The organism is Frateuria defendens, assembly GCF_001182895.1.
In the GTDB taxonomy this organism is placed as follows: Bacteria; Pseudomonadota; Gammaproteobacteria; order Xanthomonadales; family Rhodanobacteraceae; genus Frateuria_B; species Frateuria_B defendens.
Window position 1 is genome coordinate 115611 of record NZ_LFQR01000042.1, and the last position, 26314, is coordinate 141924.

Consider the following 26314-nt stretch of genomic DNA (forward strand, 5'->3'; position numbering starts at 1 on the left):
CGAGGTTATTCCTGAGAAACATAAAGGCAGACCGATCCAACTCGGTCTGCCAAGAAGCGGGAATTTAACATGGGCAGGCCGCCACAGGCAAGCCGAGGCCCCTGTCGTCCATGACTCGAACACGAGGCGCAATCCCTGCGCCTCATTTCGTATGTCAGTGAGCGAGCCCCGCGGGCTTACTCGACATCGCCGGCAGCCGGAACCTCGGCAAAGGAGGCTGCGGCGGCGGAACCGGAGAGGGTCTCCAGCTCCGACTCGGTCAGACCACCCTGGCGACGACGCGCTGCGTGGTAAGCCAGACCCGTACCTGCCGGGATGAGACGGCCGACGATAACATTTTCCTTCAGGCCACGCAAGGTGTCGCGCGTACCACGGACCGCCGCCTCGGTGAGGACGCGGGTGGTCTCCTGGAACGAGGCCGCCGAGATGAACGACTCGGTCGCCAGCGATGCCTTGGTGATGCCCAGCAGCACCGACTGGAACTCGGCCGGACGCTCGCCGCGGGCCACCGAACGGTGGGCCTCCTCGGTGATGCGCACGCGCTCGACCTGCTCGCCGCGAAGGTAGTGCGTCTCGCCGGGCTCGGTGATCTCGACCTTACGCAGCATCTGGCGAATGATCGTCTCGATGTGCTTGTCGTTGATCTTCACGCCCTGCAGGCGGTAGACGTCCTGGATCTCCTTGACCAGGTAGGCCGCCAGCGGCTCGACGCCCAGCAGGCGCAGGATGTCGTGCGGATTGGGCTCGCCATCGACAACCGTTTCGCCCTTCTCCACGTGCTCGCCCTCGAACACGATGACCTGACGCCACTTCGGAATCAGCTCCTCGTGCTCGTTGCCGTCCACGTCCTTGATGATCAGGCGCTGCTTGCCCTTGGTGTCCTTGCCGAAGCTGACCACACCCGAACGCTCCGCGAGCACCGCCGGCTCCTTCGGCTTGCGCGCCTCGAACAGGTCGGCCACGCGCGGCAGACCACCGGTGATGTCGCGGGTCTTGGAGGTTTCCTGCGGGATACGGGCCACCACGTCGCCCACGCCCACCTCGGCGCCGTTCTGGATCGACACGATCGCGCCGGCCGGCAGGAAGTACTGCGCGGCGATGTCGGTGCCCGGCAGCTTGAGCTCGCGGCCCTTGCTGTCTTCCAGGCGCACGATCGGGCGCAGGTCCTTGGCCGCGGTGCCGCGACGCTTCGGATCGGTCACCACTGCCGACTCCAGGCCGGTCAGCTCGTCGGTCTGGCTCTGCACGGTGACGCCATCGATGAAGTCGATGAAGCGCACGGTACCGGCCACTTCCGAGACGATCGGGTGGGTGTGCGGATCCCAGTTGGCCACGGTCTGGCCGGCCTTGACGGCTTCGCCGTCCTTGACCACCAGGGTGGCGCCGTAGGGCACCTTGTAGCGCTCGCGCTCGCGACCGCTGACGTCGAGCACGCTCACCTCGCCCGAACGCGACACCGCCACCAGGTGGCCCTGCGAGTGCTGCACGGTCTTCAGGTTGTTGAACTTGAGCGTGCCGGTGGTCTTCACCGTCACGTTGTCCACCGCCGCCGCACGCGAAGCCGCGCCGCCGATGTGGAACGTACGCATGGTCAGCTGGGTGCCCGGCTCGCCGATCGACTGCGCGGCCACCACGCCCACGGCCTCGCCCATGTTGACCAGGTGGCCACGGGCCAGGTCGCGGCCGTAGCACTGCGCGCAAACGCCGTGATCGGCCGAGCAGGTGATGGGCGAGCGGACCAGGATCGACTGCACGCTGGCCTTGTCGAGCTTCTCGACCATCGCCTCGTCGAGCAGCGTGTTGCGGGTCACGATCGGCTGGTCGTCGTCGCCCGGGGCATAGACGTCCTCGGCCGCCACGCGGCCCAGCACGCGGTCGCGCAGCGGCTCGACCACGTCGCCGCCTTCGACGATCGGCTGCATGGTCAGGCCGTCTTCGGTGCCGCAGTCGTGCAGGGTGATCACCACGTCCTGCGCCACGTCGACGAGTCGACGGGTGAGGTAGCCGGAGTTCGCCGTCTTCAACGCCGTATCGGCCAGACCCTTACGGGCGCCATGGGTGGAGTTGAAGTACTGCAGCACGTTCAGGCCTTCGCGGAAGTTGGCCTTGATCGGGGTCTCGATGATCGAGCCGTCCGGGCGGGCCATCAGGCCGCGCATGCCGGCCAGCTGGCGGATCTGCGCCACCGAGCCACGCGCGCCGGAGTCGGCCATGATGTACAGCGAGTTCATCGACTTCTGGCTGACCGTCTTGCCCTCGGCATTGGTCACCTTCTCGGTGCCGATGCCGTCGATCATCGCCTTGGCGACCAGCTCGTTGGTGCGCGACCAGATGTCGACCACCTTGTTGTAGCGCTCGCCGGCGGTGACCAGGCCCGACTGGTACTGCTCCTGGATCTCGACCACTTCCTTCTCGGCCTCTTCCAGGATCGCCTTCTTCTCGGTCGGGATGATCATGTCATCGATGCCGATGGAGATGCCGGCGCGGGTCGCGAAGCGGTAGCCCGTGTACATCAGCTGGTCGGCGAACACCACGGTGTCCTTCAGGCCCAGGCGACGGTAGCTGGCATTAATCAGGCGCGAGATGGCCTTCTTGGTCAGCTCGGTGTTGGCCAGCTCGAACGGCAGGCCCTCCGGCAGGATCTCGGCCAGCAGCGCGCGGCCCACGGTGGTCTCCACCAGGGACATGGCGCTGGTGCGCTCGCCGTCCTCGCCGATGGTGACCTGCTTCAGGCGCACCTTGATCTTGGCGTGCAGGGTCACCGCACGGTTGTCGTAGGCGCGGCGCACCTCGCCGATGCCGGAGAACACCATGCCGGTGCCCTTGGCGTTCACCAGCTCGCGGGTCATGTAGTACAGGCCCAGCACCACGTCCTGGGTCGGCACGATGATCGGCTCGCCGTTGGCGGGCGACAGGATGTTGTTGGACGCCATCATCAGGGCACGCGCTTCCAGCTGCGCCTCGATCGAGAGCGGCACGTGCACGGCCATCTGGTCGCCGTCGAAGTCGGCGTTGAAGGCGGTACAGACCAGCGGATGCAGCTGGATCGCCTTGCCTTCGATCAGCTTCGGCTCGAACGCCTGGATGCCGAGGCGGTGCAGCGTCGGCGCACGGTTCAGCAGCACCGGATGCTCGCGGATCACCTCTTCGAGGATGTCCCACACCTCGGCCTCTTCGCGCTCGACCAGCTTCTTGGCCGCCTTGATGGTGCTGGCCAGGCCGCGGGCCTGCAGCTTGGCGAAGATGAAGGGCTTGAACAGTTCCAGCGCCATCTTCTTGGGCAGGCCGCACTGGTGCAGGCGCAGGGTCGGGCCGACCACGATCACCGAACGGCCGGAGTAGTCCACGCGCTTGCCGAGCAGGTTCTGGCGGAAGCGGCCCTGCTTGCCCTTGATCATGTCGGCGAGCGACTTCAGCGCGCGCTTGTTGGTGCCGGTGATGGCGCGGCCGCGGCGGCCGTTGTCCATCAGCGCGTCCACCGACTCCTGCAGCATGCGCTTCTCGTTGCGCACGATGATGTCGGGCGCGCTGAGCTCGAGCAGGCGCTTCAGGCGGTTGTTGCGGTTGATGACGCGGCGGTACAAGTCGTTGAGGTCGGAGGTCGCGAAGCGGCCGCCGTCCAGCGGCACCAGCGGACGCAGGTCCGGCGGCAGCACCGGCAGCACGGTCAGCACCATCCACTCCGGCTTGTTGCCGGACTCGAGGAAGGCCTCGATCAGCTTCACGCGCTTGGTGAGGCGCTTGAGCTTGGTCTCGGAGTTGGTGGAACCGATCTCTTCCTTCAGGCGCACGACCTCGCCCGGCAGGTCGAGCGACTTCAGCAGCTCGTACACCGCCTCGGCGCCCATGCGGGCGTCGAACTCGTCGCCGTGCTCCTCGACCGCCTCCAGGTACTGGTCCTCGCTGAGCAGCTGGCCGCGCTCGAGCGCGGTCAGGCCCGGATCGATCACCACGAAGGCCTCGAAGTACAGGATGCGCTCGATGTCGCGCAGGGTCATGTCCAGCATCAGGCCGATGCGCGAAGGCAGCGACTTGAGGAACCAGATGTGCGCGGTCGGGCTGGCCAGCTCGATGTGGCCCATGCGCTCGCGGCGCACCTTGGCCAGCGTCACTTCCGTGCCGCACTTCTCGCACACCACGCCGCGGTGCTTCATGCGCTTGTACTTGCCGCACAGGCACTCGTAGTCCTTCACCGGGCCGAAGATGGCGGCGCAGAACAGGCCGTCACGCTCCGGCTTGAAGGTGCGGTAGTTGATCGTCTCGGGCTTCTTCACCTCGCCATACGACCAGGAACGGATCAGCTCCGGCGACGCCAGCGCGATCTTGATCGAATCGAACTCCGGCGTGGTCCGCTGCTGATTGAACAGATTGAGCAGATCTTTCATTGCTTAGGCTCCCGTAATCGCGCGGATTACTTGATCTCTTCCAGGTCGATGTCGATGCCGAGCGAGCGGATTTCCTTCACCAGCACGTTGAAGGACTCCGGCATGCCCGCCGCCATCTCGTGGTTGCCGTCGACGATGTTCTTGTACATCTGGTTGCGGCCCTGCACGTCGTCGGACTTCACCGTCAGCATTTCCTGCAGGGTGTAGGCCGCGCCGTAGGCTTCCAGCGCCCAGACTTCCATCTCGCCGAAGCGCTGGCCGCCGAACTGCGCCTTGCCGCCCAGCGGCTGCTGGGTGACCAGCGAGTACGGGCCGGTGGAGCGCGCGTGCATCTTGTCGTCGACCAGGTGGTTGAGCTTGAGGTAATGCATGTAGCCCACGGTGACCGGGCGATCGAACGCCTCGCCGGTGCGGCCGTCGAACAGCGTGGTCTGACCCGAGGTGGGCAGATCCGCCAGCTTCAGCATCGCCTTGATCTCTTCTTCCTCGGCGCCGTCGAACACCGGCGTGGCCATCGGCACGCCTTCCTGCAGGTTGTTCGCCAGGGTCAGGATTTCCTGATCGGTGAGCGACTTGAGGTCGACGTGCTGCACCGCGCCGGCGACGTGGTGGTTGTAGATCTGGTCGAGGAAGTCGCGGATCTTGGTGACCTTCTCCTGGGCTTCCAGCATGCGCTGGATCTTCTTGCCCAGGCCCTTGGCCGCCCAGCCCAGATGCACCTCGAGAATCTGGCCGATGTTCATGCGCGAGGGCACACCCAGCGGGTTCAGCACGATGTCGACCGAGTTGCCGTCCGCCATGAACGGCATGTCCTCCACCGGCACCACGTTGGACACCACGCCCTTGTTGCCGTGGCGACCGGCCATCTTGTCGCCCGGCTGGATGCGGCGCTTCACGGCCAGGAACACCTTGACCATCTTCAGCACGCCCGGCGCGAGGTCGTCGCCCTGGGTGATCTTGGCCTGCTTCTCCTTGAAGCGCTTGTCGAACTCCTCCTTGTGGCGCTTGACCTGGTCGGCCGCGCGCTCGAGGAACTCGGTGACTTCCTCGTCCTTGACGTTGACCTTGAACCAGTCGTCCTTCTTCAGGCCGTCGAGGTAGGCGTCGGTGATCTCCGCGCCGCGCTTCAGGCCGCCCGGACCGGAGTTGGCCACCTTGCCCACCAGCTGGGTGCGCATGCGGTTGTAGATCGCGCCTTCGAGGATGCGGAACTGATCGTCGAAGTCCTTGCGGATGCGCTTGATCTCCATCTCTTCGATCTGGCGCGCGCGCTTGTCCTTCTCGATGCCGTCGCGGGTGAACACCTGCACGTCGATGACGGTGCCGTCCATGCCCGGCGGCACGCGCAGCGAGCTGTCCTTCACGTCGGACGCCTTCTCGCCGAAGATCGCGCGCAGCAGCTTCTCTTCCGGCGTCAGCTGGCTCTCGCCCTTCGGCGTGACCTTGCCGACCAGGATGTCGCCCGCCTTCACCTCGGCGCCGATGTACACGATGCCCGATTCGTCCAGGCGCGCCAGCGCCTGCTCGCCCACGTTGGGGATGTCGGCGGTGATTTCCTCGGCGCCCAGCTTGGTGTCGCGCGCGACGCAGGCCAGCTCCTCGATGTGGATCGAGGTGTAGCGGTCCTCTTCCACCACGCGCTCGGAGAGCAGGATGGAGTCCTCGAAGTTGTAGCCGTTCCACGGCATGAACGCGATCAGCATGTTCTGGCCGAGCGCGAGCTCGCCGAGGTCGGTGGAGGAACCGTCCGCCAGCGTGTCGCCCTTCGCCACCACGTCGCCCACGTTCACCAACGGACGCTGGTTGAGGTTGGTGTTCTGGTTGGAACGGGTGTACTTGGTCAGCGTGTAGATGTCGACGCCGGCATCGTTGTCGCCGACCTCTTCCTCGTTCACACGCACCACGATGCGCGCCGCGTCGACCTGGTCGATCACGCCGCCGCGCTTGGCGGTGACGATCACGCCCGAGTCGCGCGCCACCGCGCGCTCGATGCCGGTACCCACCACCGGGGTCTGCGAACGCAGCGTCGGCACGGCCTGGCGCTGCATGTTCGCGCCCATCAGTGCGCGGTTGGCGTCGTCGTGCTCCAGGAACGGCACCAGCGCCGCCGCCACCGACACGGTCTGCATGGGCGAGACGTCCATGTAGCCGATCTCGGCCGACGGACGCAGCTCGGACTCGCCGCGGAAACGGCAGGACACGAAGTCCTCGGTGAAGCTGCCGTCCTTGTTGAGCGGCGAGTTCGCCTGGGCGATCACGTGGTCGCCCTCCTCGATCGCCGACAAGTACTCGACCTTGTTGGTGACCTTGCCGTTCTCGACCTTGCGGTACGGCGTCTCCAGGAAGCCGTACTTGTTGGTGCGCGCATACACGGCCAGCGAGTTGATCAGGCCGATGTTCGGGCCTTCCGGCGTCTCGATGGTGCAGACGCGGCCGTAATGGGTCGGGTGCACGTCGCGCACCTCGAAGCCGGCGCGCTCGCGGGTCAGGCCGCCCGGGCCCAGGGCCGAGACGCGGCGCTTGTGGGTCACTTCCGACAACGGGTTGTTCTGGTCCATGAACTGCGAGAGCTGCGAGGAGCCGAAGAACTCCTTCACCGCCGCCGCCACCGGCTTGGCGTTGATCAGCTCCTGCGGGGTCAGGCCCTCGGACTCGGCCAGACTGAGGCGCTCGCGCACGGCGCGCTCCACGCGCACCAGGCCGATGCGGAACACGTTCTCCGCCATCTCGCCCACCGAACGCACGCGGCGGTTGCCCAGGTGGTCGATGTCGTCCACCGTGCCATGGCCGTTCTTGATCTCGATCAGCACCTTGAGCACGTCGAGGATGTCGGAGGTCTCGCCCTGCGAGGCCACCAACTTCTGGGCCTCCTCGCCCTTCACTTCGCTGAAGTACTTGTGGTCGTACAGCACGCCCGGGCCTTCGATCTCCTGGCGGCCGACACGGCGGTTGAACTTCATCCGGCCCACCGCCGACAGGTCGTAGCGGTCGAAGGTGAAGAACAGGTTGAAGAACAGGTTCTGCGCGGCCTCCTTGGTCGGCGGCTCGCCCGGGCGCATCATGCGGTAGATCTCCACCAGCGCCTCGAGCTGCGTCTTGGTGTTGTCGATGCGCAAGGTGTGCGAGACGTAGGCGCCGCGATCGAGGTCGTTCACGTACAGCGTCGGCACCGTCTCGATGCCGGCCTTGCGGAAGGCCTCCAGCTGCTCGGCGGTGATCTCGTCGTTCGCCGCGGCCAGCAACTCGCCGGTCTTGGCGTCGACGATGTCGATGGCCAGGATGCGGCCGACCGGGTAGTCGTCCGGCACTTCCAGCGCAGTGATGTTCTCGGCGGCGAGCTGGCGCACGTGGCGCGCGGTGATGCGCTTGCCGGCCTCGACCAGCACCTTGCCGCTGGCCACCAGGTCGAAGGTCAGGGTTTCGCCGCGCAGGCGCTCGGCGACCAACTCCAGCGTGGTGGTGCCCTTCTTGCCCAGGTGGAACACGTTGTGTTCGAAGAAGATGCTCAGCATCTCCTCGTTGCTGTAGCCGAGCGCGCGCAGCAGCACCGTCACCGGCAGCTTGCGGCGACGGTCGATACGGGTGAACAGCGCGTCCTTCGGGTCGAACTCGAAGTCCAGCCAGGAGCCGCGGTAGGGGATCACACGCGCCGAGAACAGCAGCTTGCCCGAGCTGTGCGTCTTGCCGCGGTCGTGGTCGAAGAACACGCCCGGCGAACGATGCAGCTGCGAGACGATCACGCGCTCGGTGCCGTTGATGATGAAGGTGCCGGTGTCGGTCATGAGCGGGATCTCGCCCATGTAGACCTCCTGCTCCTTGACGTACTTCACCGCCTTCTTGGAGGCCGGGCTGTCCTTGTCGTAGATGACCAGGCGCACGGTCGCACGCAGCGGCGCGCCGAAGGTCATGCCGCGGTTGCGGCACTCGCGCTCGTCGAACGGCGGCTCGCCGAGGCGGTAGTCGACGTATTCGAGCGCGGCGTTGCCCGAGTAGCTGGAGATCGGGAACACCGACTTGAGCGCGGCATGCAGACCCTTGTCCTCGCGCCGCTTCGGAGCGGTCCGCTCCTGCAGGAACTCTCGGTAGGAGTCGGTCTGGATCGTCAGCAGGTTGGGCACGCCCAGCACGGGTGGACGCTTGCCGAAATCCTTACGGATGCGCTTCTTCTCGGTAAACGAGTAGGTCATGGTGGGTACCGCCTCGGTTCGCAGTGACGCCGGTGATGCACGCACCGGCTGAATTGAAAAATGCAGGGAATCGAGAATAGGGAATCGTCAATCGGCGATAAGTTCTGCCAGGTTTTCCGATTCCCTATTCTCCATTCCCTATTCCCGCCTGCTTCAAGCAGGCAAAGCCCGGGGACTTACGTCCCCAGGCTTGGCTTGCGCTGGATCAAACTGATGGCGCGCAAGAGCGCCAATTACTTCAGTTCGACCGTAGCGCCGGCGGCTTCGAGGTCCTTCTTGAACTTCTCGGCGTCTTCCTTCGAAGCCTGCTCCTTCACGACGCCACCAGCCTCGGTGAGGTCCTTGGCTTCCTTCAGGCCCAGGCCGGTGATCGCGCGCACAGCCTTGATCACGTCGACCTTCTTGTCGCCGGCGCTCTTCAGGATGACGTCGAACTCGGTCTGCGCCTCGGCGGCCGGGGCAGCGGCACCGACGGCGGCCACGGCAACCGGGGCAGCGGCGGACACGCCGAACTTCTCTTCGATGGCCTTCACCAGGTCCATCACTTCCATCAACGACTTGGCGGCGACGGCTTCAACGATCTGTTCGTTGGTCAGGGACATTTTGCTTTACCTCTGGAAATGGATTCGGTTTGCTTGATCGTCGAACTTAGGCGGGCTCGGCTTCGGCCGGGGCTTCGGCGGCGGCTTCGCCACCACCCTGCTGGTCGGCCACCGCCTTGACGGCGCGGGCGAACATCGCGGCCGGCTCGGCCAGCACGCGGGCCAGCATGGCCAGGGCCTCTTCGCGGGTCGGCAGCGAGGCCAGCACGTCGACGTGCTCGGCCGGCAGCAGCTTGCCTTCCACCGAGACGACCTTCGCCTTCAGCTTGACGTTGCCCTTGGCGAACTCCTTGATCAGGCGACCGGCGGCGCCGGGCTCCTCGGTCGAGAACGCATACAGCAGCGGACCGGTCAGGGCGTCCTTGACGACCTCGAACTCGGTACCGACCACGGCGCGCGACGCGAGCGTGTTCTTGACAACCTTCAGGAACACGCCGGACTCGCGGGCCTTCTTGCGCATCGCGGTCATCTGTTCGACCGTGGTGCCCGCATACTCGGCAGCGACCAGGGAGTGGGCCTTCGCGGCGACTTCTGCCAGTTCGGCGACTACTTCTTGCTTCTGAGACAGATTGAGAGCCATTGCACTCCTCCAAATGAACTCCGCTTACGGCTCCTGCCGCGCGCGGTCCTGAGCGACGCCCTCCCTGGACATCGGGGACACGGAGTGTCCCGGGTGGTGGCCTTTCCAGAACGAAACGAATTCCAGAAGGGGCAGCACCATCTGCGCAGGCCGAACCCGTTTCCGGACCCGATTAAGCGACCCCGCTGGCGGCGACGGCGATTCCCTGCCATACACGAGCTCCCTGCTCGTCGTCGTCGCGCGCTGATCGCGCCTGCGGTCTTTGACGGCGGCTCCGGCGCAAGGCCGGGGCTGCCCTCAAAAACGTGCCTGTACCGGCTCGACGCCGGCACGGGACTTGATCCTTACTTGGTCGAGAGCGTCAGCGACGAGGTATCGACCGGCACGCCCACGCCCATCGTGCTGGACAGGGCGATCTTCTGCAGATACTGGCCCTTGGCCGCGGCCGGCTTGGCCTTCAGCAAGTCGCCGATCAGCGCGTTGAGGTTGTCGGCGAGCTGGGCGGCGTCGAAGTTGGCCTTGCCGATGGTGGCGTGGATGATGCCCCCCTTGTCGTTGCGGAACTTCACCTGGCCGGCCTTGGCGTTCTTGACCGCGGTGGCGACGTCGGCGGTGACCGAGCCGTCCTTCGGGTTCGGCATCAAGCCACGCGGACCGAGCAGCTGGCCGAGCTTGCCGACCACGCGCATCGCGTCCGGGGTGGCGATCACGCGACCGAAGTCGAGCTCGCCGGCCTGCATGCGCTCGGCCAGGTCATCCATGCCGACGGCGTCGGCGCCGGCGGCCTTGGCGGCCTCGGCCTTCTCACCGGCCGGCACGAACACGGCGACCTTGACAGTCTTGCCGGTGCCGTGCGGCAGCAGCGAGGAGCCGCGCACGCCCTGGTCCGACTTCTTCGCATCGATGCCCAGGCGCACCGCCACGTCCACCGATTCGGCGAACTTGGCCTTGGCGTTGTCCTTGACGATCTTCAGGGCATCTTCCAGGGCGTAGAACTTGCCCGGCTGCACCGCGGCCTGGGCCGCCTTCAAACGCTTCGTGAGCTTTGCCATGTCTTAGCCCTCCACCACCAGGCCCATGCTGCGCGCGCTACCGGCAATGGTGCGCACCGCAGCGTCCAGATCCGCAGCCGTCAGATCCGGCTCCTTCTGCTTCGCAACGTCTTCCAGCTGCTTGCGGGTGATCTTGCCGACCTTGTCGGTGTTCGGCTTGGACGAACCCTTGGCGACGCCGGTGACCTTCTTGATCAGCACGGTGGCGGGCGGGGTCTTGGTAATGAAGGTGAAGCTGCGGTCCGAGTAGGCCGTGATGATCACGGGGATCGGCAGGCCCGGCTCGAGCTTCTGCGTGGCGGCGTTGAACGCCTTGCAGAACTCCATGATGTTCAGGCCGCGCTGACCCAGCGCCGGACCGACCGGCGGCGAGGGGTTGGCCTGCCCGGCCTTGACCTGCAGCTTGATGTAACCGATGACTTTCTTTGCCATGAGAGATTTCCTCGCGAGTTCGAGCGCCTTGCGGCTCCTCGCAGCACGTCGTTCCCTGACCTTGAGCGGACCGCACTCCGGCGACCGTTCCGATAAACACGGACACGCCGAGCGGAAATCCGCCGGCGCGAACCGCGTAGTTTAGAGACTGATCAAGATTTAAGCAAGTCGCCCCAGGGCGCGGCAGGAAATCGGGAATCGGGAGCGCGTCCGTCGCAAATCCGCTGCGCCGCGCCTTGCCTATTCCATTCCCTACTCTCTATTCCCGGCCCTCAAGCCTTCTCGACCTGGCCGAACTCCAGCTCCACCGGGGTCGATCGACCGAAGATCAGCACCGCCACGCGCAGACGGCTCTTTTCGTAGTTGACTTCCTCGACCACGCCGTTGAAGTCGTTGAACGGGCCGTCGGTCACGCGCACCATCTCGCCCGGCTCGAACAGCACCTTCGGACGCGGCTTCTCGACGCCTTCGCGCACGCGGCTCAGGATGGTGTCGGCCTCGCTGTCGCGGATCGGCAGCGGGCGGTCGGCAGTGCCGCCGATGAAACCCATCACCTTGGGCGTTTCCTTCACCAGGTGCCAGCACTCGTCGTCGATGCGCGGCGCCTTGCCCTCGGTGTTGGTCTCGATCTGCACCAGCACATAGCCGGGGAAGAACTTGCGGTCGCTGCGGCGCTTCTGGCCGCCGCGCATTTCGATCACTTCCTCGCTGGGCACCAACACTTCGCCGAACTTCTCTTCCATCTCGGCGCGGCGGATGCGCTCCTCGAGCGAACGCTTGACCTGGTTCTCGAAGCCCGAATAGGCGTGCACTACATACCAACGCTTGCTCATGGCTCTACCCTCACAGCTTGAGCAGCCAGTCGAGCACGACCGACTTCAGGACCAGGTCGATCAGTCCCAGCAGCAGGGACAGGACGATGACCACGACAATGATGATACCGGTGGTCTTGATGGTCTCGTCGCGCGCAGGCCAGACCACCTTGCGCAGTTCGAACTGCGACTCGACCAGAAAGCCCCGGACCCGGCGCCCCGGCGCGGTGAAGGCACCGATCGCCAAGGCGGCCAGCAGCGCCACGAGCACACCGAGCAGCAGCACCGACTGCGGGATGCCGCCGTCGCTGCCGAACCAGGAGTAGGCGAAAATGCCGGCGGCCAGCACGACCGCGGCCAGCACCAGCTTGGCGACGTCGGCGGCGTTTGCGCCCTTGGACTGTTCAGCCTTGGTATTCATGCGCAGCGATCGGGGGTGGGCCGGCACGCCCGGCCTTGCGGCCGCTCATGCCATCCGAACCCGACAGGATCCCTCGGGAAAGATGGCACGCCAGGAGGGACTCGAACCCCCAACCTGCGGTTTTGGAGACCGCTGCTCTGCCAATTGAGCTACTGGCGTACGTTTGCTGATTCCAAATGCGATGGCGAGCGGCATGGAACCGCTCGCCCCGCAATTTTCGCATATCGCGCGAACGCGATGGGCGATTTACTTGATGATCTTGGCGACGACGCCGGCGCCGACGGTGCGGCCGCCTTCGCGGATCGCGAAGCGCAGGCCCTCGTCCATCGCGATCGGCGCGATCAGGCTCACCACCATCTTCACGTTGTCGCCCGGCATCACCATCTCCACGCCCTCCGGCAGCTGCACCGCGCCGGTCACGTCCGTGGTACGGAAGTAGAACTGCGGACGGTAACCCTTGAAGAACGGGGTGTGGCGGCCGCCCTCTTCCTTCGACAGCACGTACACCTCGGCCTCGAAGTCCGTGTGCGGGGTGATCGAACCGGGCTTGGCCAGCACCTGGCCACGCTCCACGTCGTCACGCTTCGTGCCGCGCAGCAGCAGGCCCACGTTGTCGCCCGCCTGACCCTGGTCCAGCAGCTTGCGGAACATCTCCACGCCGGTCACCGTCGTCTTCACGGTCGGGCGGATACCGACGATCTCGATTTCCTCGCCCACCTTGACCACGCCGCGCTCCACGCGACCGGTCACCACCGTGCCGCGACCCGAGATCGAGAACACGTCCTCGACCGGCATCAGGAACGGCTTGTCGATGTCGCGCTGCGGCTCCGGAATGTACGTGTCCAGCGCGTCCACCAGCTTGATGATCGCCGGCACGCCAATCTCCGACTGATCACCCTCCAGCGCCTTCAGCGCCGAACCGTGGATGATCGGGGTGTCGTCGCCCGGGAAGTCGTACTTCGACAGCAGCTCGCGCACTTCCATCTCGACCAGCTCGAGCAGCTCCGCGTCATCGACCATGTCCGCCTTGTTCAGGAACACCACGATGTACGGCACGCCCACCTGGCGCGACAGCAGGATGTGCTCGCGCGTCTGCGGCATCGGGCCGTCCGCCGCCGAGCACACCAGGATCGCGCCGTCCATCTGCGCCGCACCCGTGATCATGTTCTTCACGTAGTCCGCATGGCCCGGGCAGTCCACGTGTGCGTAGTGGCGCACCGGCGATTCGTATTCCACGTGCGCCGTCGAGATCGTGATGCCGCGCGCCTTCTCTTCCGGCGCCGCGTCGATCGCGTCGTACGCCTTGAACTCGCCACCAAAACGCTCCGCACCGATCTTCGTCAGCGCCGCCGTCAGCGTCGTCTTGCCGTGGTCCACGTGACCGATCGTGCCCACGTTCACGTGCGGCTTGGTGCGTTCGAATTTACCCTTTGCCATGAGCGTCAAACCCCAATGGAGTCAATGAGTGAAGGAAACTTACCTGACCGGATCGGAACGATACCGCGGCAAACTGCACGAGATGGTGCTCATGACTGGAATCGAACCAGCGACCTCTTCCTTACCAAGGAAGTGCTCTACCGACTGAGCTACATGAGCACGAGGCAAGACGGGATCAATGGAGCGGGAGACGGGAATCGAACCCGCACCATCAGCTTGGAAGGCTGAGGTTCTGCCATTGAACTACTCCCGCCCTGCGCGGAACTCGTCTGGTGGAGGGAGGTGGATTCGAACCACCGAAGGCGTAAGCCAGCAGATTTACAGTCTGCCCCCGTTGGCCGCTTGGGTATCCCTCCAACAAAGAACGGCTATTGTGTGGATCGACCGCCGGGCTGTCAACACCTGAACGCGGGAAATCGAGCGGAAAGCGCTACATCCGCCGTCGCTCAGTCGACCGCCGGAGCCGGCGACTGCTCGATCAGCTTCTGCATCTCCTTGGACAGCTCCATTACCAGTCGCGCATGCTCCTGCAGGCGCAGCTCGGCTTCGCTGCGCGGCTCCCAGCGCGGCACCGGCGTGGGCCGGCCGCCCTCGCTGTCCAGCGCCACGAACACCATCACGCAGCTGGTGGCCAGGCGCTGCCCGCCGCTGCGCAGGTCGCGCGCCGACACGTCCACTGCCAGCTGCATGCTCGAGGTGCCGGTGTGGATCAGCCGCGCGTGCACGGTCACCAGGTCGCCGATCAGGATCGGCGCCACGAACTGGATGCCGCTGATCGACGCGGTCACGCAGTAGGCGCCGCTCCAGCCCACCGCGCACGCATAGCCGGCCTGGTCGATCCATTTCATCACCGTGCCGCCGTGTACCTTGCCGCCGAAGTTGACGTCGGACGGCTGGGCGAGGAAACGGAAACTCACTTCGTGTTGCTGGCCGGACATGGCTGGCTCCTGGACGATCGAGCCATGGATTATGCACGCGCGCCGCAGGAAGCGCGGCACATCCAGGCACCGGAGCGACGGCATGCCCGGCGAGCGCCGCCAACACCTCGCCCTCAGCCTTGGCGGCGAAGCGCGACCCGCCGCCGCAAGGATTTGCGGCGCGCCCGCGCCCATCACGCCGCGGCAAAACGTATGGACATCTGGACGTCTATTTGCCCAAACGCACGCGCCAGACGCTGCCAGGACAGGCACAGTTGACGACCAGCCTGCCGCCCTACCCTCGACAGGCCCGGCACCGTGCGCACCGCCGCGCCCACCCTCGCCCGGCGATCAAGTCAAAGCGATCGCCAGCTTGCCGAAGTGGCCGCCGCCGGCCAGCGCGCGGTAGGCGTCGGCGACCTGCGCCGACGGATACACCCGGTCGACCACCGGCTCGATGCGATGGGCCGCGATGGCCCGCAAGGCATCGGCGAGATCCTCGGCCGAGCCCGTGTTGTTGCCCTGCACGCGAAGGCTCTTGACGATCACCGGCAACAGGTCGACCTCGGCCACCGTGCCGCTCAGGAAGCCGATCGTGAACACCGTGCCGCCCTGCCGGGCCGCGGCCAGCGAGCGCATGAACGTCTGCGGGCCAGCGGTCTCCAGCACGAGATCCGCGCCGATGCCGCCGGTGAGCCGCAGCACCCCCTCGTCCCAAGCGGGCTGCGCGCGGTAGTTGATGCCCTCATCGGCTCCCAGGGCGCGGGCGCGCGCCAGCTTGTCGTCCGACGACGAGGTCACGATCACCCGCGCGCCGCGCGCCTTGGCGAGCTGCAGGGTCGTGAGCGAGGTGCCACCCGTACCGAGCACCACCACGGTCGAACCGGGCCCGACGTGCGCGGCCTCGAGCGCGTTCCAGGCAGTCGTGGCGACGACCGGCAGCGCGGCGATGGCTTCCCAGCCGAGGTGGTCCGGCGCCTTCACCGCCGACGACGCATCGACTTCGATCACCTCGACCAGCACGCCCGGCAGGCTGACGCCGCGCATCGCAGCCATCCGCTCGGCCGTGGCGCGGCCGGCGGGCCACCTCGCCTTGGGGTGGAGCGCGACCCGGTCGCCCACCACCAGGCCGTGCACCCCCTCGCCGACGGCGAGGATTTCCCCGGCGCCGTCGGCCACCGGAACCAAGGGAAAGGCGATGCCCGGGTAATGGCCCTGGGCGACCGCGACGTCGATGTAGTTCAGACTCGCAGCGCGCACGGCGACAAGGATCTGGCCATGGCCGGGCACCGACGGCTCGGGCAGGTCGGCGGCAACGAAGGAATTCAGCGAAGGGCTGACGAGCTGGATGGCACGCATGGGGCATCCCCAAGAGGTGGCAGTGCCCGCCACGCTAAATCGTGGCAGAAGTCCTTGTTAATGGCGATTCTTTGCATTGAAATACTGCAACATATGCATGAATGGTCGAACATCGACGCCATCGTCGCCTTCGCCACCGTGGCCGAGCACGCCTCCTTCGTCGCGGCCGGCCGGGTGCTGGGCCGCGACCCGACGGTCATTTCGCGGCGCGTGCAAGCGCTCGAAGGGCGCCTTGGCGTGCGCCTGCTGGCGCGCTCGACACGCCGCGTCGCGCTGACGGAAGCCGGCGCCGCCTACCTGGCGCGGGTGCAGCCGATCCTGCGCGAACTGACGACCGCCGACCGGGAGGCGGCGGCCTTTGCCGCCGGCGCCCCGCGCGGGCGGCTGCGCATCGCCGCCCCCGGCACGTTCGGGCGCATGTGGCTGGCGCCGCTGTTGAGCGAGTTCCTCGCCGCCCATCCGGCGGTGACGCTGGAGGTGTCCTTCTCCAATCGCTTCGTGGACCTGATCGGCGAAGGCTTCGACATCGCCGTGCGCCTGGGCGTGCTGCCCGACTCCCGCCTGGTCGCGCGCCAGATAGCCCGGCGCCGACGGCTGGTCTGCGCGTCGCCCGCCTACCTCGCGCGCCACGGCGAACCCGCCACGCCCGAGGCGCTCGCCCGGCACGCCTGCCTGATTTTCTCGGGGTTTCCCACGCCGCACTATTGGCAGTTCTCGGACGCCTCCGGCACCACGCAGGCGGCCAACGTCGACGGCCCGTTCGTCTCGGACGACGCCGAGGCACTGGTGGCGGCGGCCGTTGCCGGCCGTGGGCTGATGATGGCGACGGACTGGCTGGTCGGCCGCGAGCTCGCCGACGGGCGGCTGGTGCCCATCCTGCCCGACTGGTCGGTGGCGGACGAAGGGGCGATCTACGTGGTGATGCCCTCCTCGGACGGGCTGCCGAGCAAGACGCGCGCCTTCGCGGATTTCATGCTGGAGCGAATGCGCCACCCGCCCTGGCTCGGCATCGACCAGTAAGGCGCCGCGATGCCGACGTCCCGCCCTGGGCCACCGTCGGCGGACGGCGGCGGTGCCGTCACCCCCGCCGCGAAGCGGCCGCGGCCGCGGCCAGACCGAAGATGTCTCAGCGGCGCAAGGGCTGCACCGCCTCGTACGGGAAGCCCGCCGATACGGCGGGCTGCGCCGCGTCAGACGTTGAACAGGAAGTGCAGCACGTCGCCTTCCTTGACGATGTAGTCCTTGCCTTCCTTGCGCAGGCGACCGGCCGCCGCGGCACCGGACTCGCCCTTGTATTGGATGAAGTCGTCGTAGCCGACCGTCTCGGCGCGGATGAAGCCGCGCTCGAAGTCGGTATGGATCACGCCGGCCGCCTGCGGCGCGGTGGCGCCGCGCTTGACCGTCCAGGCGCGCACTTCCTTCACGCCGGCGGTGAAGTAGGTCTGCAGGCCGAGCAAGGTGTAGCCCGCGCGGATCACGCGGTTGAGGCCGGGCTCCTCCAGGCCGAAGTCCTTGAGGAACTCGTCGCGGTCGGCGTCGTCGAGCTGGGCCAGCTCTTCCTCGATCGCCGCGCACACCGGCACCACCTGGGCGCCCTCGGTGGCGGCGCGCGCACGCACGGCATCGAGGTGCGGGTTGTTCTCGAAGCCGTCCTCGCGCACGTTGGCGATGTACATCAGCGGCTTCAGGGTGAGCAGGAAGAGATCGCGCACCAGCGCCCTCTCCTCCTCGTCCAGGCCCAGGCTGCGCGCGGACTTGCCCTCGTTGAGGCCGGCGGCGAGCTTCTGCAGCACCGGCTTCTTGGCCAGCGCCTCCTTGTCGTTGGCCTTGGCCGCGCGCTCGGCGCGGTTGAGCGCCTTCTCCACCGAGTCGAGGTCGGCCAGCGCCAGCTCGGTGTCGATGGTCTCGATGTCGGCGATGGGATCGACCTTGCCGGCCACGTGCACGATGTCGCCGTGCTCGAAGCAGCGCACCACATGGGCGATCGCATCCACCTCGCGGATGTGCGCCAGGAACTTGTTGCCCAGGCCCTCGCCCTTCGAGGCGCCGGCAACGAGACCGGCGATGTCGACGAACTCCACCGCCGTCGGCACCACCCGCTCGGGCTTGACGATCGCCGACAGCTCGGCGAGGCGCGGGTCCGGCACCGGCACCACGCCCACGTTCGGCTCGATGGTGCAGAACGGGAAGTTGGCCGCGGCGATGCCCGCCTTGGTCAGCGCGTTGAACAGGGTGGATTTGCCGACGTTAGGCAGGCCGACGATGCCGCATTTGATGCCCATGGGCGGGACTCCGGGGATCGGGAAGGGTGGATCGGGAATCGGCTATCGCGGCGGGAAATCGTTCACCGATTCCCTGCTCCCGATTCCCGATTCCCGGCTGTATGCAGCGCATGCATGGCCCGCTCGAACTGGCCCTGCACCGCCAGCGGCAGCACCTCGCGCGCGCGCGCGATGCCGTCGAGGATGGCGTCCTCGTCCTGCGCGGACGGGCGGCCCAGCACCCACGGCGTCACCTTGTCGCGGTGCCCGGGATGGCCGATGCCCACGCGCAGGCGGTGGAACTTGCCGTGCCCCACGTGCGAGACGATGTCGCGCAGGCCGTTCTGGCCGCCGTGGCCGCCGTCGAACTTGAGCCGCACGGTGCCGGCGGGCAGGTCCAGGTCGTCGTGGGCGACCAGGCACTCCTCCGGCGCGATCTTGTAGTAGCGCAGCGCCGAAGCCACGGCGATGCCGCTCTTGTTCATGAAGGTGGCGGGCTTGAGCAGCCACACCGGCTCGCCGCCAAGGCGCACCCGGCAGGCCTCGCCGTGCAGCTTGCCGTCGAAGGCGAAGCGCTCGCCCTGCCCGGACGCCAGGGCGTCCACAAACCAGAACCCGGCGTTGTGCCGGGTTCGGAGATATTCGGCACCGGGGTTGCCCAGTCCGACGATGAGTCTGAGCCCTGCCATGTCCGACAGCCGGCCAGCGGCCCGCGCCTGGACGCGGGCCGCTGCGCGGCTTACTTCTTCTCGGGCGCCGGGGCAGCGGCGGGCTCGACGGCGGCCGGGGCTTCCTCGACCTCTTCCTTCATCGTGTTGGCGGTGACCACGGCGATGTCGTGGGCGGCACCCTGGCTCAACTCGGGGATCTCCACGCCGGCCGGCAGCTTCAGCTGCGACAGGTGGATGATGTCGCCGGGCTTGAGGTCGGCCAGGTCGAGCTCGATGAACTCCGGCAGATTCTTCGGCAGGCAGGCCACCTCGACCTCGGTGAGGTTGTGCGAGATCACCACGCCCGCGGTCTTGCCGGCTAGCGACTTCTCCTGGTTGAGGAAGTGCAGCGGCACGTTGGTGCGCAGCGACTCGTTCTCGTTGATGCGCTGGAAGTCCAGGTGCAGCATCTGCAGCTTGTACGGATGCTTCTGCCAGTCGCGCACCAGTACCTTCTGCACCTTGCCGTCGACGTTGAGGTCGAGCACGGAGGAGAAGAACCACTCGTGCTTGGCGGCGAGCAGGATGTCGTTGTGCACGATCTGCACGCTCTGCGCCGGCTGGCCGGCACCGTACACGACGGCCGGCACGAGGTCCGCGCGACGCAGGCGGCGGCTCGCACCTTTCCCCTCGTCCTTGCGGCTCTGTGCCTTGATTTCATGAATCTGGGACATGTTGTCACTACCTAGGTTGATGAACCGCCTCGCGGCGGCCGGGCGACTCCCCCGCGACCAGGGAAGCCGGTATTTCCACGCGGCACATGCCGCGAAGCGCTGAAGATCAGGAACCGCCCATCCATGGGCGGACTTTCTAATTTTTCAATCCACGTACAGGGAGCTCACCGACTCGCCGAAGGCGATGCGCCGGATGGTCTCGGCCAGCAGCTCCGCCACCGACAGCTGGCGCACCCGCGCGCAGGCCATGGCCTCGGGGCGCAGCGGCAGCGTGTCGGTGACCACCAGTTCGTCGAGCTGCGAGTTCTCGATGTTGCTGATCGCCGCGCCGGACAGCACCGGATGCACGCAGTAGGCCACCACCTTGCGTGCGCCGCGCTCCTTCAGTGCCGCCGCGGCGGCGCACAGGGTGCCGGCGGTGTCGACGATGTCGTCCACCAGCACGCAGGTCTTGCCCTGCACGTCGCCGATGATGTTCATCACCGTGGCCACGTTGGCGCGCGGGCGGCGCTTGTCGATGATCGCCAGATCCGCGTCGTCCAGGCGCTTGGCGATGGCGCGCGCGCGCACCACGCCGCCCACGTCCGGGCTGACCACGATCAGGTCGTCCATGCCGTAGCTGCGCCAGATGTCGGCCAGCAGCAGCGGCGAGGCGTAGACGTTGTCCACCGGCACGTCGAAGAAGCCCTGGATCTGGTCCGCGTGCAGGTCCACCGTGAGCACGCGGTCCACGCCGGCGGTGCCGATCAGGCGGGCCACCAGCTTGGCGGTGATCGGCACGCGGGCCGAGCGCGGGCGGCGGTCCTGGCGGGCGTAGCCGAAGTACGGGATCACCGCGGTCACGTTGGCCGCCGAGGCGCGCTTGAGCGCATCGACCAAGGTCAGCAGCTCGATCAGGTTCTCCGCGCTCGGCGCACCGGTCGGCTGCAGCACGAACACTTCCTGCCGTCGCACGTTCTCCTGGATCTCGATCTGCACTTCGCCGTCGCTGAACTTGCCGACCTGCGCCTTGCCGAGCGGCACGCCCAGGCAGTGGGCGACATTCTCGGCCAGCACGCGGTGGGCATTGCCGGTGAAGAGCATCGGAGTGGACGCGTCCACGATGTTTCCTCTGAACTTAAGAACCGTGAATGGATGGCTGGGGCGGCAGGATTCGAACCTGCGCATGCGGGAATCAAAATCCCGTGCCTTAACCAACTTGGCGACGCCCCAGTAATCTCTAGCTTCTTTCCGTTCCGCGCCGGCGACGCTTCTTCAGCCCGCGCCGCCGCGATGTCGCGCCAGCGCCTGCTGCAGAGGCGAAACGTCCATGCCCGCGACCACCCGCGCCGAGTAGGCCACCGGACATTGCCGTGCCACCCGCCGCGCCTGGCCGCGCGTCGCCGTTTCCAGGAACACGCAAGCACCCGTGCCGGAAAGACGCGCCCGGCCGAAACCGCCCAGCCAATCCAGCGCTGCCGCCACCCGCGGATGACGGGTGCGCACCACCGGCTCGAAGGCGTTTTCGGCCGCTTCGCCCGAAACAAAGGATGAAATTGTCGCCGGCGGCGCATTTCGTGTCAATTCAGGCGCTTGAAACAGCGCCGCGGTGGGCACGTGTTCGCGCGGATCCAGCACCACGTACCAGCGCGGCGGCAGCGCCAGCGGCGCCAGTTTTTCGCCCACGCCCTCGGCCCAGGCGGAGCGCCCGCGCACGAACACCGGCACGTCGGCGCCGAGGCGGCGCCCCAGCCCGGCGAGCGCGTCCTCGTCCAGGCCACAGCCCCACAGGTGGTTGAGCGCCACCAGCACGGTGGCCGCATCCGAGCTGCCGCCGCCGAGGCCGCCGCCCATGGGGATGCGCTTGTCGATGCCGATGTCCGCGCCCTGGGCGACGCCGGCCTCCTCGCGCAGCAGGCGCGCCGCGCGCACCAGGAGATCCTGCTCGGCCGGCACGCCGGGCACCTCGTCGACCCGATGGATGGCACCGTCCGCACGCACGCGCAGGCGCACTTCGTCGCCCCAGTCGAGCAGGCGGAACACGGTCTGCAAGGCGTGGTAGCCGTCGTCGCGGCGGCCGGTGATGCGCAGGAACAGGTTGAGCTTGGCCGGCGCCGGCCAGGCGCTCCAGTCGTCCGCCGCGGGCGGCGCCAGCGGGCGCGACATGAAGACGCGCAGCGCGTCGGGGAAGCCGTTGGCGCGCTCGCGCTCCAGCGCATAGGCGAAGGCCGGGTCGCGCTTGTCCACCACATGGAAGCCGTGCCGGGCATAGAACGGCGCGTTCCACGGCACGTCGGCCAGCGTGCCCAGGTCCACCCGGCGGTAGCCGGCCATGCGCGCCCACGCGCAGGCGTGCTCGAGCAGCGCCGCGCCGATGCCGCGGCGGCCGTGCCGGGGCAGCACGTCGATCTCGGCGATGCCGACGGCCCTCTTGCCCGGCAGCGCCTCCAGCCAGACGAAGCCGGCCGGCTCGCCGCCCTCGATCGCCACCCACACCATGCCCTGGGCAATCGCCTCGTCCAGCACGTCCGGCGGCATGCTCGCGGCCTCGTAGGCCGGCCAGGCGGGATGCCCGCGGAACAGTTGCACGGCGGCGCGCTCGATGGCGCACAGCGCGTCGGCCTGTCCGGGCGCCGCCCGCTCGATATGGAATGACATGCTCGATCCCACGGCGGCCGGGCGGCCGCCCTGCTTCATGGCCGGCGCTCAGCCGCCGGCGATTCCCTTGGACGGCCGGACGGCCGCGCCGCCCAGCTCGAACGACTTGATCGACAGCCGCACCTTGTACGGCGGCCGCTCGGCGAAGATGCGGCTGGGCAGCGGCGGCTGGCGGGCGAGGTCCCAGTCGCGGTAGTCCACCGTCCAGCCGTCCTGCTGCAGCAGCGACGGCAGGCGGTTCTCGCCGAAGCTGAGTTCGGCCGGGCCGCTGTCGGCGCGCAGGCCGAGTACCCAGGCACGCAGGTCGCGCAGCGGCACCTCCCAGCCCAGCGCCTTGCGCATCAGCGCCTCGGCATCGGCGCCGCGCAACGGGCCGCCTTTCACGCCCTCCAGCAGGGCGCCGGCATCGTCGCCGCGCAGGCGCACGTCCACGCCGCTGACGGCGGGGCCGCTCAGCAGCAGTTCGTAGCGCGCGCCGTCCTGCTTCCAAGTGAAGTCGCCGCTGCCGCCGCCGTGCGCGTCGTACACGCCCAGCCGCCCCTGCAGCACCCAGCGGTCCACGCCGGCCAGCGACCGCTCGCGCGCTTCCTGGGCCGCCAGCAGGGCCGCATCGCCGTGCATCCGCACCGCCGGCGCGCTCGCGCAGCCGGCCAGCAGCAGCGCGGCCGCCACACCCCACCACCGCCGCGTCATGGCTTCAGCCGCTGCAAGGTGGCGCGCAGGCTGGCGTTGCCGGGGTCGAGGCGGCGCACTTCGTCGAACACGTGCTGGGCATCCTGGCGCTGACCGCGCTGCCACAGCACCTCGCCCAGGTGCACGCCCACGTCGGCGTCCTTGTTCGCCGTCCAGGCGCCGCGCAGCACCTGCTCGGCCTGGTCGAGGTGGCCCAGGCGGTATTGCAGCCAGCCCCAGGAGTCGGCGATGGCCGGATCGTTGGGCTTGGCCGCGCGCGCGGTCTGCAGCAGCCGCTCGGCCTCGGGCAGGTCGCGGTTGGCGTCGACCAGGGTGTAGCCGAGCGCGTTGCTGGCGTCCACGTCGCCGGGCTTGAGCTGCAGCAGGCGGCGCAGGTCGCCCACCGCCTGGTCGACGTCGCCAGCCTCGGCATAGGCCAGGCCACGGCCATACAGCAGCCCCGGATCGTCCGGCGTCACCTGCAGGGCGCGGCCGAAGGACTTGGCGGCCTGCGGGTACTGCTGCTCGCGCATGTAGAGCTCGGCGTCCGCCGCGTAGGCGCGGCGCAGCTGGGCCGGCTGGTCGAGGTAATCGGTCTGCATCTGCTCCAGCAGGGCGTGCGCGTCGGCGCGCTTGCCCTCGTCGTGCAGCACCACCGCGCTGCGCAGGTCGGCGTCGAAGGCGTGCGGGTCGTCGTCGTCGACCTGGTCGTACCAGTCCAGCGCCTCGTCCTTGCGGCCGAGCATCTCGGCCAGCTGGCCGAGCAGGAAGTAGCTGCCCTCGCGCACCTTGCCCGGCGCGCGCTGCAATTGCCCGTACAGGCGCGCCAGCGCGGCGCGGTCGTTGGCCTGCACGGCCAGGGCCACGCGCAGCGCGTAGGTGTCGGGGGTCTGCAGGCCGTGGTCGAGCACCTTGGCGGCGCCGGCGGCGTCGCCGGACTGGCTGAGCAGGCTGGCGTAGCTGAGCCTGAGCCGCGCGTCGTCGGGCGACTTCGCCAGCGACTGCTGCAGCAGCGCCTTGGCCCCGGCACTGTCGCCGCTCTTTAAGCGCATCTGCGCCGCCCAGGCGTAGGTCTCGGCGTTGCGGAAGCGCTTCACCGCGGCGTCGGCGATCTGCATCGCGTAGGCGTGGCGGCCGACCTTGTCGCCCATCTCGCTCATCGCCAGCCAGGCCTGCGGATCGGCCGGCAGGCGCTGCGGCGTGGCCAGCGCCTCGAGCAGCCGGCCGGCCTGGGCGGAGTCGCGGGCGTTGAGCAGTACGCGGCCGAACTGGCGCCAGGCATCGGCGCCGCCATGGCGGATCAGCAGGTCGAGCTGCTGCTGCGCCTCCTCGGTGCGCCCCTGGTCCAATGCCAGCTGCGCGCGCGCCTGGGCCAGCTGCACCGGCGCCGCGCCCAACGCCTGCCAGCGCGCGATGGCGCGCTGCGCGGCCGCATCGTCGTGCACGGCGACCGCCAGCGCGGTGGCGCGCTCGGCCACCTGCGGATCGGGGGACAGCGCCGCCGCCTGGCCGTAATGCGCGGCCGCGGTCTTGAGATCGGTGCCGACCAGGGCCATCTCGCCCGCCATGAGTTGCGCCAGCAGATCATGGGCGGCATCCGGCGTCGCCACGGTGAGGCGGGCCAGCGGCTGCGCCGCCGCGGCGGGCCGCCCGGCCCCGCCGCGCTCCGGCACGCCGGCGCAGGCGGCGAGCATCAGCGCCATGGCGCCGCCAACCGCAAAATGCCGCAGTTGCTTGAACTTGGGCGCCTTGCTCAGCACACTATTCTCCGGTTTTTTCACGTCTTTCCCGGCTATCACGCATCCGGTCGCACAGGGCAAGCTTAGCCTACGACGACGGACGCCTGCCGCCTCTTCCAGTCCACCGACATGCCGCTGATCGCCCTCGGGCTCAATCATCTCACTGCGCCGGTCGGCTTGCGCGAACAGGTGGCCTTCGATGCCGCCGACGCCGACGCCGCCCTGCGCGAGCTGCGCAGCGAGCCCGGCGTGGAGGAGGCGATGATCCTCTCCACCTGCAACCGCACCGAGCTCTACGTGAGCGTGGCCGCGGGTGCCGAGGACGCGCCGCAGCACTGGCTGTACCGGCACCGTCATCTGACTCCCGGCAAGCTCGACGAGTTCCTCTACCGGCACGACGAGGATGCGGCGGTACGTCACATGTTCCGCGTCGCCACCGGGCTGGACTCGATGGTGCTCGGCGAGCCGCAGATCCTCGGCCAGGTGAAGGACGCCTACCAGCAGGCGCGCGACGCGCAGTCGCTGGGCGCGCCGATGGACCGCCTGCTGCAGCACACCTTCGCGGTGGCCAAGCGTGTGCGCACCGACACGCGCATCGGCGCGCACACGGTGTCGGTGGCGTTCACCGCGGTGCGGCTGGCCGAGCAGGTGTTCACCGATCTCGAACAGGCCTGCGTGCTGCTGATCGGCGCCGGCGACACCATCGAGCTGGCCGCGCGCCACCTCGCCGACAAGCGGGTGCGCCGCCTGATCGTCGCCAACCGCACGCTGGAGAACGCGCAGGAGCTGGCCGGGCGCCACGGCGGCTACGCGATCGCCCTGCACGACCTGCCGCAGCACCTGGCCGAGGCCGACATCGTGATCGCCTCCACCGCCGCGCGCGAGCCGGTGGTGACCCGCGCGATGGTGGAGAAGGCCATCGCCACGCGCCGGCGCCGACCGATGTTCATGGTGGACATCGCCGTGCCGCGCGACATCGAGCCCGCGGCGGGCGAGCTGAACGACGTGTACCTGTACGGCATCGACGACCTGCGCCAGGTGATCGACGACAACCGCCGCCTGCGCGAGGCGGCCTCGCGCGAGGCCGACGCCATCATCGACCTGCAGGTGGAGCGCTACATGGCCTGGCGCCGCGCGCTCGGCCTGCACAACCCGGTGGTGGACCTGCGCCAGCACGCCGAGCGCTACCGCGACGAGGTGCTGGCCAAGGCGCAGGCGATGCTGGCGCGCGGCAAGTCCCCCGACGAGGCGCTGGCCTTCCTCGCCAACACGCTGACCAACAAGCTGCTGCACCACCCCAGCGCGCGGCTGCGCGAGGCGGCGCTCGCCGGCGACCTGGATCTGCTGCACGCGGCCGGCCGCCTGTACGGCACGGACGAGACGGCGCAGGACGAACGCGAGGCCTAGGCGGCGCGGCTCCCGCCGCCGCGCCCGCCC

Annotated in this window: 20 protein-coding genes and 5 tRNA genes; 2 read left to right on the forward strand and 23 right to left on the reverse strand. The window is 68.1% G+C overall.

Annotated elements, in window-relative coordinates; all coding sequences use genetic code 11:
• Positions 1 to 176: 176 nt before the first annotated feature.
• From rpoC to ACH65_RS06910, 15 genes are all read right to left on the reverse strand, one after another.
• Positions 177 to 4385 (reverse strand): DNA-directed RNA polymerase subunit beta', encoded by a 4209-nt coding sequence (gene rpoC, locus ACH65_RS06840; RefSeq protein WP_049621828.1) that lies wholly within the window; start codon positions 4383 to 4385, stop codon positions 177 to 179.
• Positions 4386 to 4411: 26 nt separating this feature from the next.
• Positions 4412 to 8572, reverse strand: a complete 4161-nt coding sequence (gene rpoB, locus ACH65_RS06845; RefSeq protein ID WP_049621829.1) for a DNA-directed RNA polymerase subunit beta — start codon at positions 8570 to 8572, stop codon at positions 4412 to 4414.
• 233 nt (positions 8573 to 8805) lie between these two features.
• On the reverse strand, positions 8806 to 9174 hold the full coding sequence (rplL, locus tag ACH65_RS06850) for a 50S ribosomal protein L7/L12 (RefSeq protein ID WP_049621830.1): 369 nt from the start codon (positions 9172 to 9174) through the stop codon (positions 8806 to 8808).
• Between the two features lie 46 nt (positions 9175 to 9220).
• Positions 9221 to 9754: a 50S ribosomal protein L10 gene (rplJ, locus tag ACH65_RS06855; protein ID WP_049621831.1), complete on the reverse strand. Its 534-nt coding sequence runs from the start codon at positions 9752 to 9754 to the stop codon at positions 9221 to 9223.
• A 344-nt stretch (positions 9755 to 10098) separates the two neighbouring features.
• Positions 10099 to 10806 (reverse strand): 50S ribosomal protein L1, encoded by a 708-nt coding sequence (rplA, locus tag ACH65_RS06860; protein ID WP_049621832.1) that lies wholly within the window; start codon positions 10804 to 10806, stop codon positions 10099 to 10101.
• A gap of 3 nt (positions 10807 to 10809) precedes the next feature.
• Positions 10810 to 11238 carry a 50S ribosomal protein L11 gene (gene rplK / locus ACH65_RS06865; protein ID WP_049621833.1) on the reverse strand — a complete coding sequence of 143 codons (429 nt, stop codon included), beginning with the start codon at positions 11236 to 11238 and terminating at the stop codon, positions 10810 to 10812.
• Positions 11239 to 11510: 272 nt separating this feature from the next.
• Positions 11511 to 12071 (reverse strand): transcription termination/antitermination protein NusG, encoded by a 561-nt coding sequence (nusG, locus tag ACH65_RS06870; protein WP_049621834.1) that lies wholly within the window; start codon positions 12069 to 12071, stop codon positions 11511 to 11513.
• A gap of 10 nt (positions 12072 to 12081) precedes the next feature.
• Positions 12082 to 12471: a preprotein translocase subunit SecE gene (gene secE, locus ACH65_RS06875; protein ID WP_049621835.1), complete on the reverse strand. Its 390-nt coding sequence runs from the start codon at positions 12469 to 12471 to the stop codon at positions 12082 to 12084.
• Positions 12472 to 12554: 83 nt separating this feature from the next.
• Positions 12555 to 12630 (reverse strand) — tRNA-Trp (locus ACH65_RS06880).
• An 87-nt stretch (positions 12631 to 12717) separates the two neighbouring features.
• Positions 12718 to 13908, reverse strand: coding sequence for an elongation factor Tu (tuf, locus tag ACH65_RS06885; protein ID WP_049621824.1), 1191 nt, complete (start codon positions 13906 to 13908; stop codon positions 12718 to 12720).
• Between the two features lie 83 nt (positions 13909 to 13991).
• Positions 13992 to 14067, reverse strand: a tRNA-Thr gene (locus tag ACH65_RS06890).
• Between the two features lie 20 nt (positions 14068 to 14087).
• A tRNA-Gly gene (locus tag ACH65_RS06895) sits at positions 14088 to 14161 on the reverse strand.
• A 17-nt stretch (positions 14162 to 14178) separates the two neighbouring features.
• Positions 14179 to 14264 (reverse strand) — tRNA-Tyr (locus ACH65_RS06900).
• Positions 14265 to 14354: 90 nt separating this feature from the next.
• The gene (locus tag ACH65_RS06905) at positions 14355 to 14846 is read right to left on the reverse strand and encodes an acyl-CoA thioesterase (RefSeq protein ID WP_049621836.1); all 492 of its coding nucleotides are present in this window, start codon (positions 14844 to 14846) and stop codon (positions 14355 to 14357) included.
• 330 nt (positions 14847 to 15176) lie between these two features.
• A complete protein-coding gene (locus ACH65_RS06910) occupies positions 15177 to 16184 on the reverse strand; it encodes a zinc-dependent alcohol dehydrogenase family protein (RefSeq protein ID WP_049621837.1) in 1008 nt (335 codons plus the stop codon).
• Positions 16185 to 16277: 93 nt separating this feature from the next.
• Here ACH65_RS06910 and ACH65_RS06915 point away from each other — a divergent pair, with 93 nt between their 5' ends.
• On the forward strand, positions 16278 to 17204 hold the full coding sequence (locus tag ACH65_RS06915; protein WP_049621838.1) for a LysR family transcriptional regulator: 927 nt from the start codon (positions 16278 to 16280) through the stop codon (positions 17202 to 17204).
• A 170-nt stretch (positions 17205 to 17374) separates the two neighbouring features.
• Here ACH65_RS06915 and ychF read toward each other — a convergent pair whose 3' ends face one another.
• The 8 genes from ychF to ACH65_RS06955 form a co-directional block, all read right to left on the reverse strand.
• A complete protein-coding gene (ychF, locus tag ACH65_RS06920) occupies positions 17375 to 18466 on the reverse strand; it encodes a redox-regulated ATPase YchF (RefSeq protein WP_049621839.1) in 1092 nt (363 codons plus the stop codon).
• A 62-nt stretch (positions 18467 to 18528) separates the two neighbouring features.
• Entirely contained in the window at positions 18529 to 19134 is a 606-nt protein-coding gene (gene pth, locus ACH65_RS06925) for an aminoacyl-tRNA hydrolase (protein WP_049621840.1), read from the reverse strand.
• Positions 19135 to 19184: 50 nt separating this feature from the next.
• Positions 19185 to 19829 carry a 50S ribosomal protein L25/general stress protein Ctc gene (locus ACH65_RS06930; RefSeq protein WP_049621841.1) on the reverse strand — a complete coding sequence of 215 codons (645 nt, stop codon included), beginning with the start codon at positions 19827 to 19829 and terminating at the stop codon, positions 19185 to 19187.
• A gap of 144 nt (positions 19830 to 19973) precedes the next feature.
• Entirely contained in the window at positions 19974 to 20930 is a 957-nt protein-coding gene (locus ACH65_RS06935) for a ribose-phosphate diphosphokinase (protein ID WP_272913760.1), read from the reverse strand.
• Between the two features lie 34 nt (positions 20931 to 20964).
• A tRNA-Gln gene (locus tag ACH65_RS06940) sits at positions 20965 to 21041 on the reverse strand.
• A 42-nt stretch (positions 21042 to 21083) separates the two neighbouring features.
• The gene (gene ispE / locus ACH65_RS06945; RefSeq protein ID WP_049621867.1) at positions 21084 to 22466 is read right to left on the reverse strand and encodes a 4-(cytidine 5'-diphospho)-2-C-methyl-D-erythritol kinase; all 1383 of its coding nucleotides are present in this window, start codon (positions 22464 to 22466) and stop codon (positions 21084 to 21086) included.
• Between the two features lie 48 nt (positions 22467 to 22514).
• Positions 22515 to 23159: a lipoprotein insertase outer membrane protein LolB gene (lolB, locus tag ACH65_RS06950; protein WP_049621843.1), complete on the reverse strand. Its 645-nt coding sequence runs from the start codon at positions 23157 to 23159 to the stop codon at positions 22515 to 22517.
• Positions 23156 to 24841 carry a tetratricopeptide repeat protein gene (locus ACH65_RS06955; protein WP_049621868.1) on the reverse strand — a complete coding sequence of 562 codons (1686 nt, stop codon included), beginning with the start codon at positions 24839 to 24841 and terminating at the stop codon, positions 23156 to 23158. Before ACH65_RS06955 ends, lolB begins: the two co-directional genes overlap by 4 nt.
• Before the next feature lie 165 nt (positions 24842 to 25006).
• Between ACH65_RS06955 and hemA the strand changes: the two genes are divergently transcribed.
• A complete protein-coding gene (hemA, locus tag ACH65_RS06960) occupies positions 25007 to 26284 on the forward strand; it encodes a glutamyl-tRNA reductase (RefSeq protein ID WP_049621844.1) in 1278 nt (425 codons plus the stop codon).
• Positions 26285 to 26314 lie beyond the last annotated feature (30 nt).

Excerpts from the sequence above, each read along its gene's own strand:
- rplA (WP_049621832.1), bottom strand. The coding sequence starts at position 10,806 with ATGGCAAAGCTCACGAAGCGTTTGAAGGCGGCCCAGGCCGCGGTGCAG.
- pth (WP_049621840.1), bottom strand. The coding sequence starts at position 19,134 with ATGGCAGGGCTCAGACTCATCGTCGGACTGGGCAACCCCGGTGCCGAA.
- ispE (WP_049621867.1), bottom strand. The coding sequence starts at position 22,466 with ATGTCATTCCATATCGAGCGGGCGGCGCCCGGACAGGCCGACGCGCTG.
- rplJ (WP_049621831.1), bottom strand. The coding sequence starts at position 9,754 with ATGGCTCTCAATCTGTCTCAGAAGCAAGAAGTAGTCGCCGAACTGGCA.
- rplL (WP_049621830.1), bottom strand. The coding sequence starts at position 9,174 with ATGTCCCTGACCAACGAACAGATCGTTGAAGCCGTCGCCGCCAAGTCG.
- nusG (WP_049621834.1), bottom strand. The coding sequence starts at position 12,071 with ATGAGCAAGCGTTGGTATGTAGTGCACGCCTATTCGGGCTTCGAGAAC.
- ychF (WP_049621839.1), bottom strand. The coding sequence starts at position 18,466 with ATGGGCATCAAATGCGGCATCGTCGGCCTGCCTAACGTCGGCAAATCC.
- rpoC (WP_049621828.1), bottom strand. The coding sequence starts at position 4,385 with ATGAAAGATCTGCTCAATCTGTTCAATCAGCAGCGGACCACGCCGGAG.
- rplK (WP_049621833.1), bottom strand. The coding sequence starts at position 11,238 with ATGGCAAAGAAAGTCATCGGTTACATCAAGCTGCAGGTCAAGGCCGGG.
- ACH65_RS06930 (WP_049621841.1), bottom strand. The coding sequence starts at position 19,829 with ATGTCCCAGATTCATGAAATCAAGGCACAGAGCCGCAAGGACGAGGGG.
- rpoB (WP_049621829.1), bottom strand. The coding sequence starts at position 8,572 with ATGACCTACTCGTTTACCGAGAAGAAGCGCATCCGTAAGGATTTCGGC.
- hemA (WP_049621844.1), top strand. The coding sequence starts at position 25,007 with ATGCCGCTGATCGCCCTCGGGCTCAATCATCTCACTGCGCCGGTCGGC.
- ACH65_RS06905 (WP_049621836.1), bottom strand. The coding sequence starts at position 14,846 with ATGTCCGGCCAGCAACACGAAGTGAGTTTCCGTTTCCTCGCCCAGCCG.
- secE (WP_049621835.1), bottom strand. The coding sequence starts at position 12,471 with ATGAATACCAAGGCTGAACAGTCCAAGGGCGCAAACGCCGCCGACGTC.
- ACH65_RS06915 (WP_049621838.1), top strand. The coding sequence starts at position 16,278 with ATGCATGAATGGTCGAACATCGACGCCATCGTCGCCTTCGCCACCGTG.
- tuf (WP_049621824.1), bottom strand. The coding sequence starts at position 13,908 with ATGGCAAAGGGTAAATTCGAACGCACCAAGCCGCACGTGAACGTGGGC.
- lolB (WP_049621843.1), bottom strand. The coding sequence starts at position 23,159 with ATGACGCGGCGGTGGTGGGGTGTGGCGGCCGCGCTGCTGCTGGCCGGC.
- ACH65_RS06910 (WP_049621837.1), bottom strand. The coding sequence starts at position 16,184 with ATGCGTGCCATCCAGCTCGTCAGCCCTTCGCTGAATTCCTTCGTTGCC.
- ACH65_RS06955 (WP_049621868.1), bottom strand. The coding sequence starts at position 24,841 with ATGGCGCTGATGCTCGCCGCCTGCGCCGGCGTGCCGGAGCGCGGCGGG.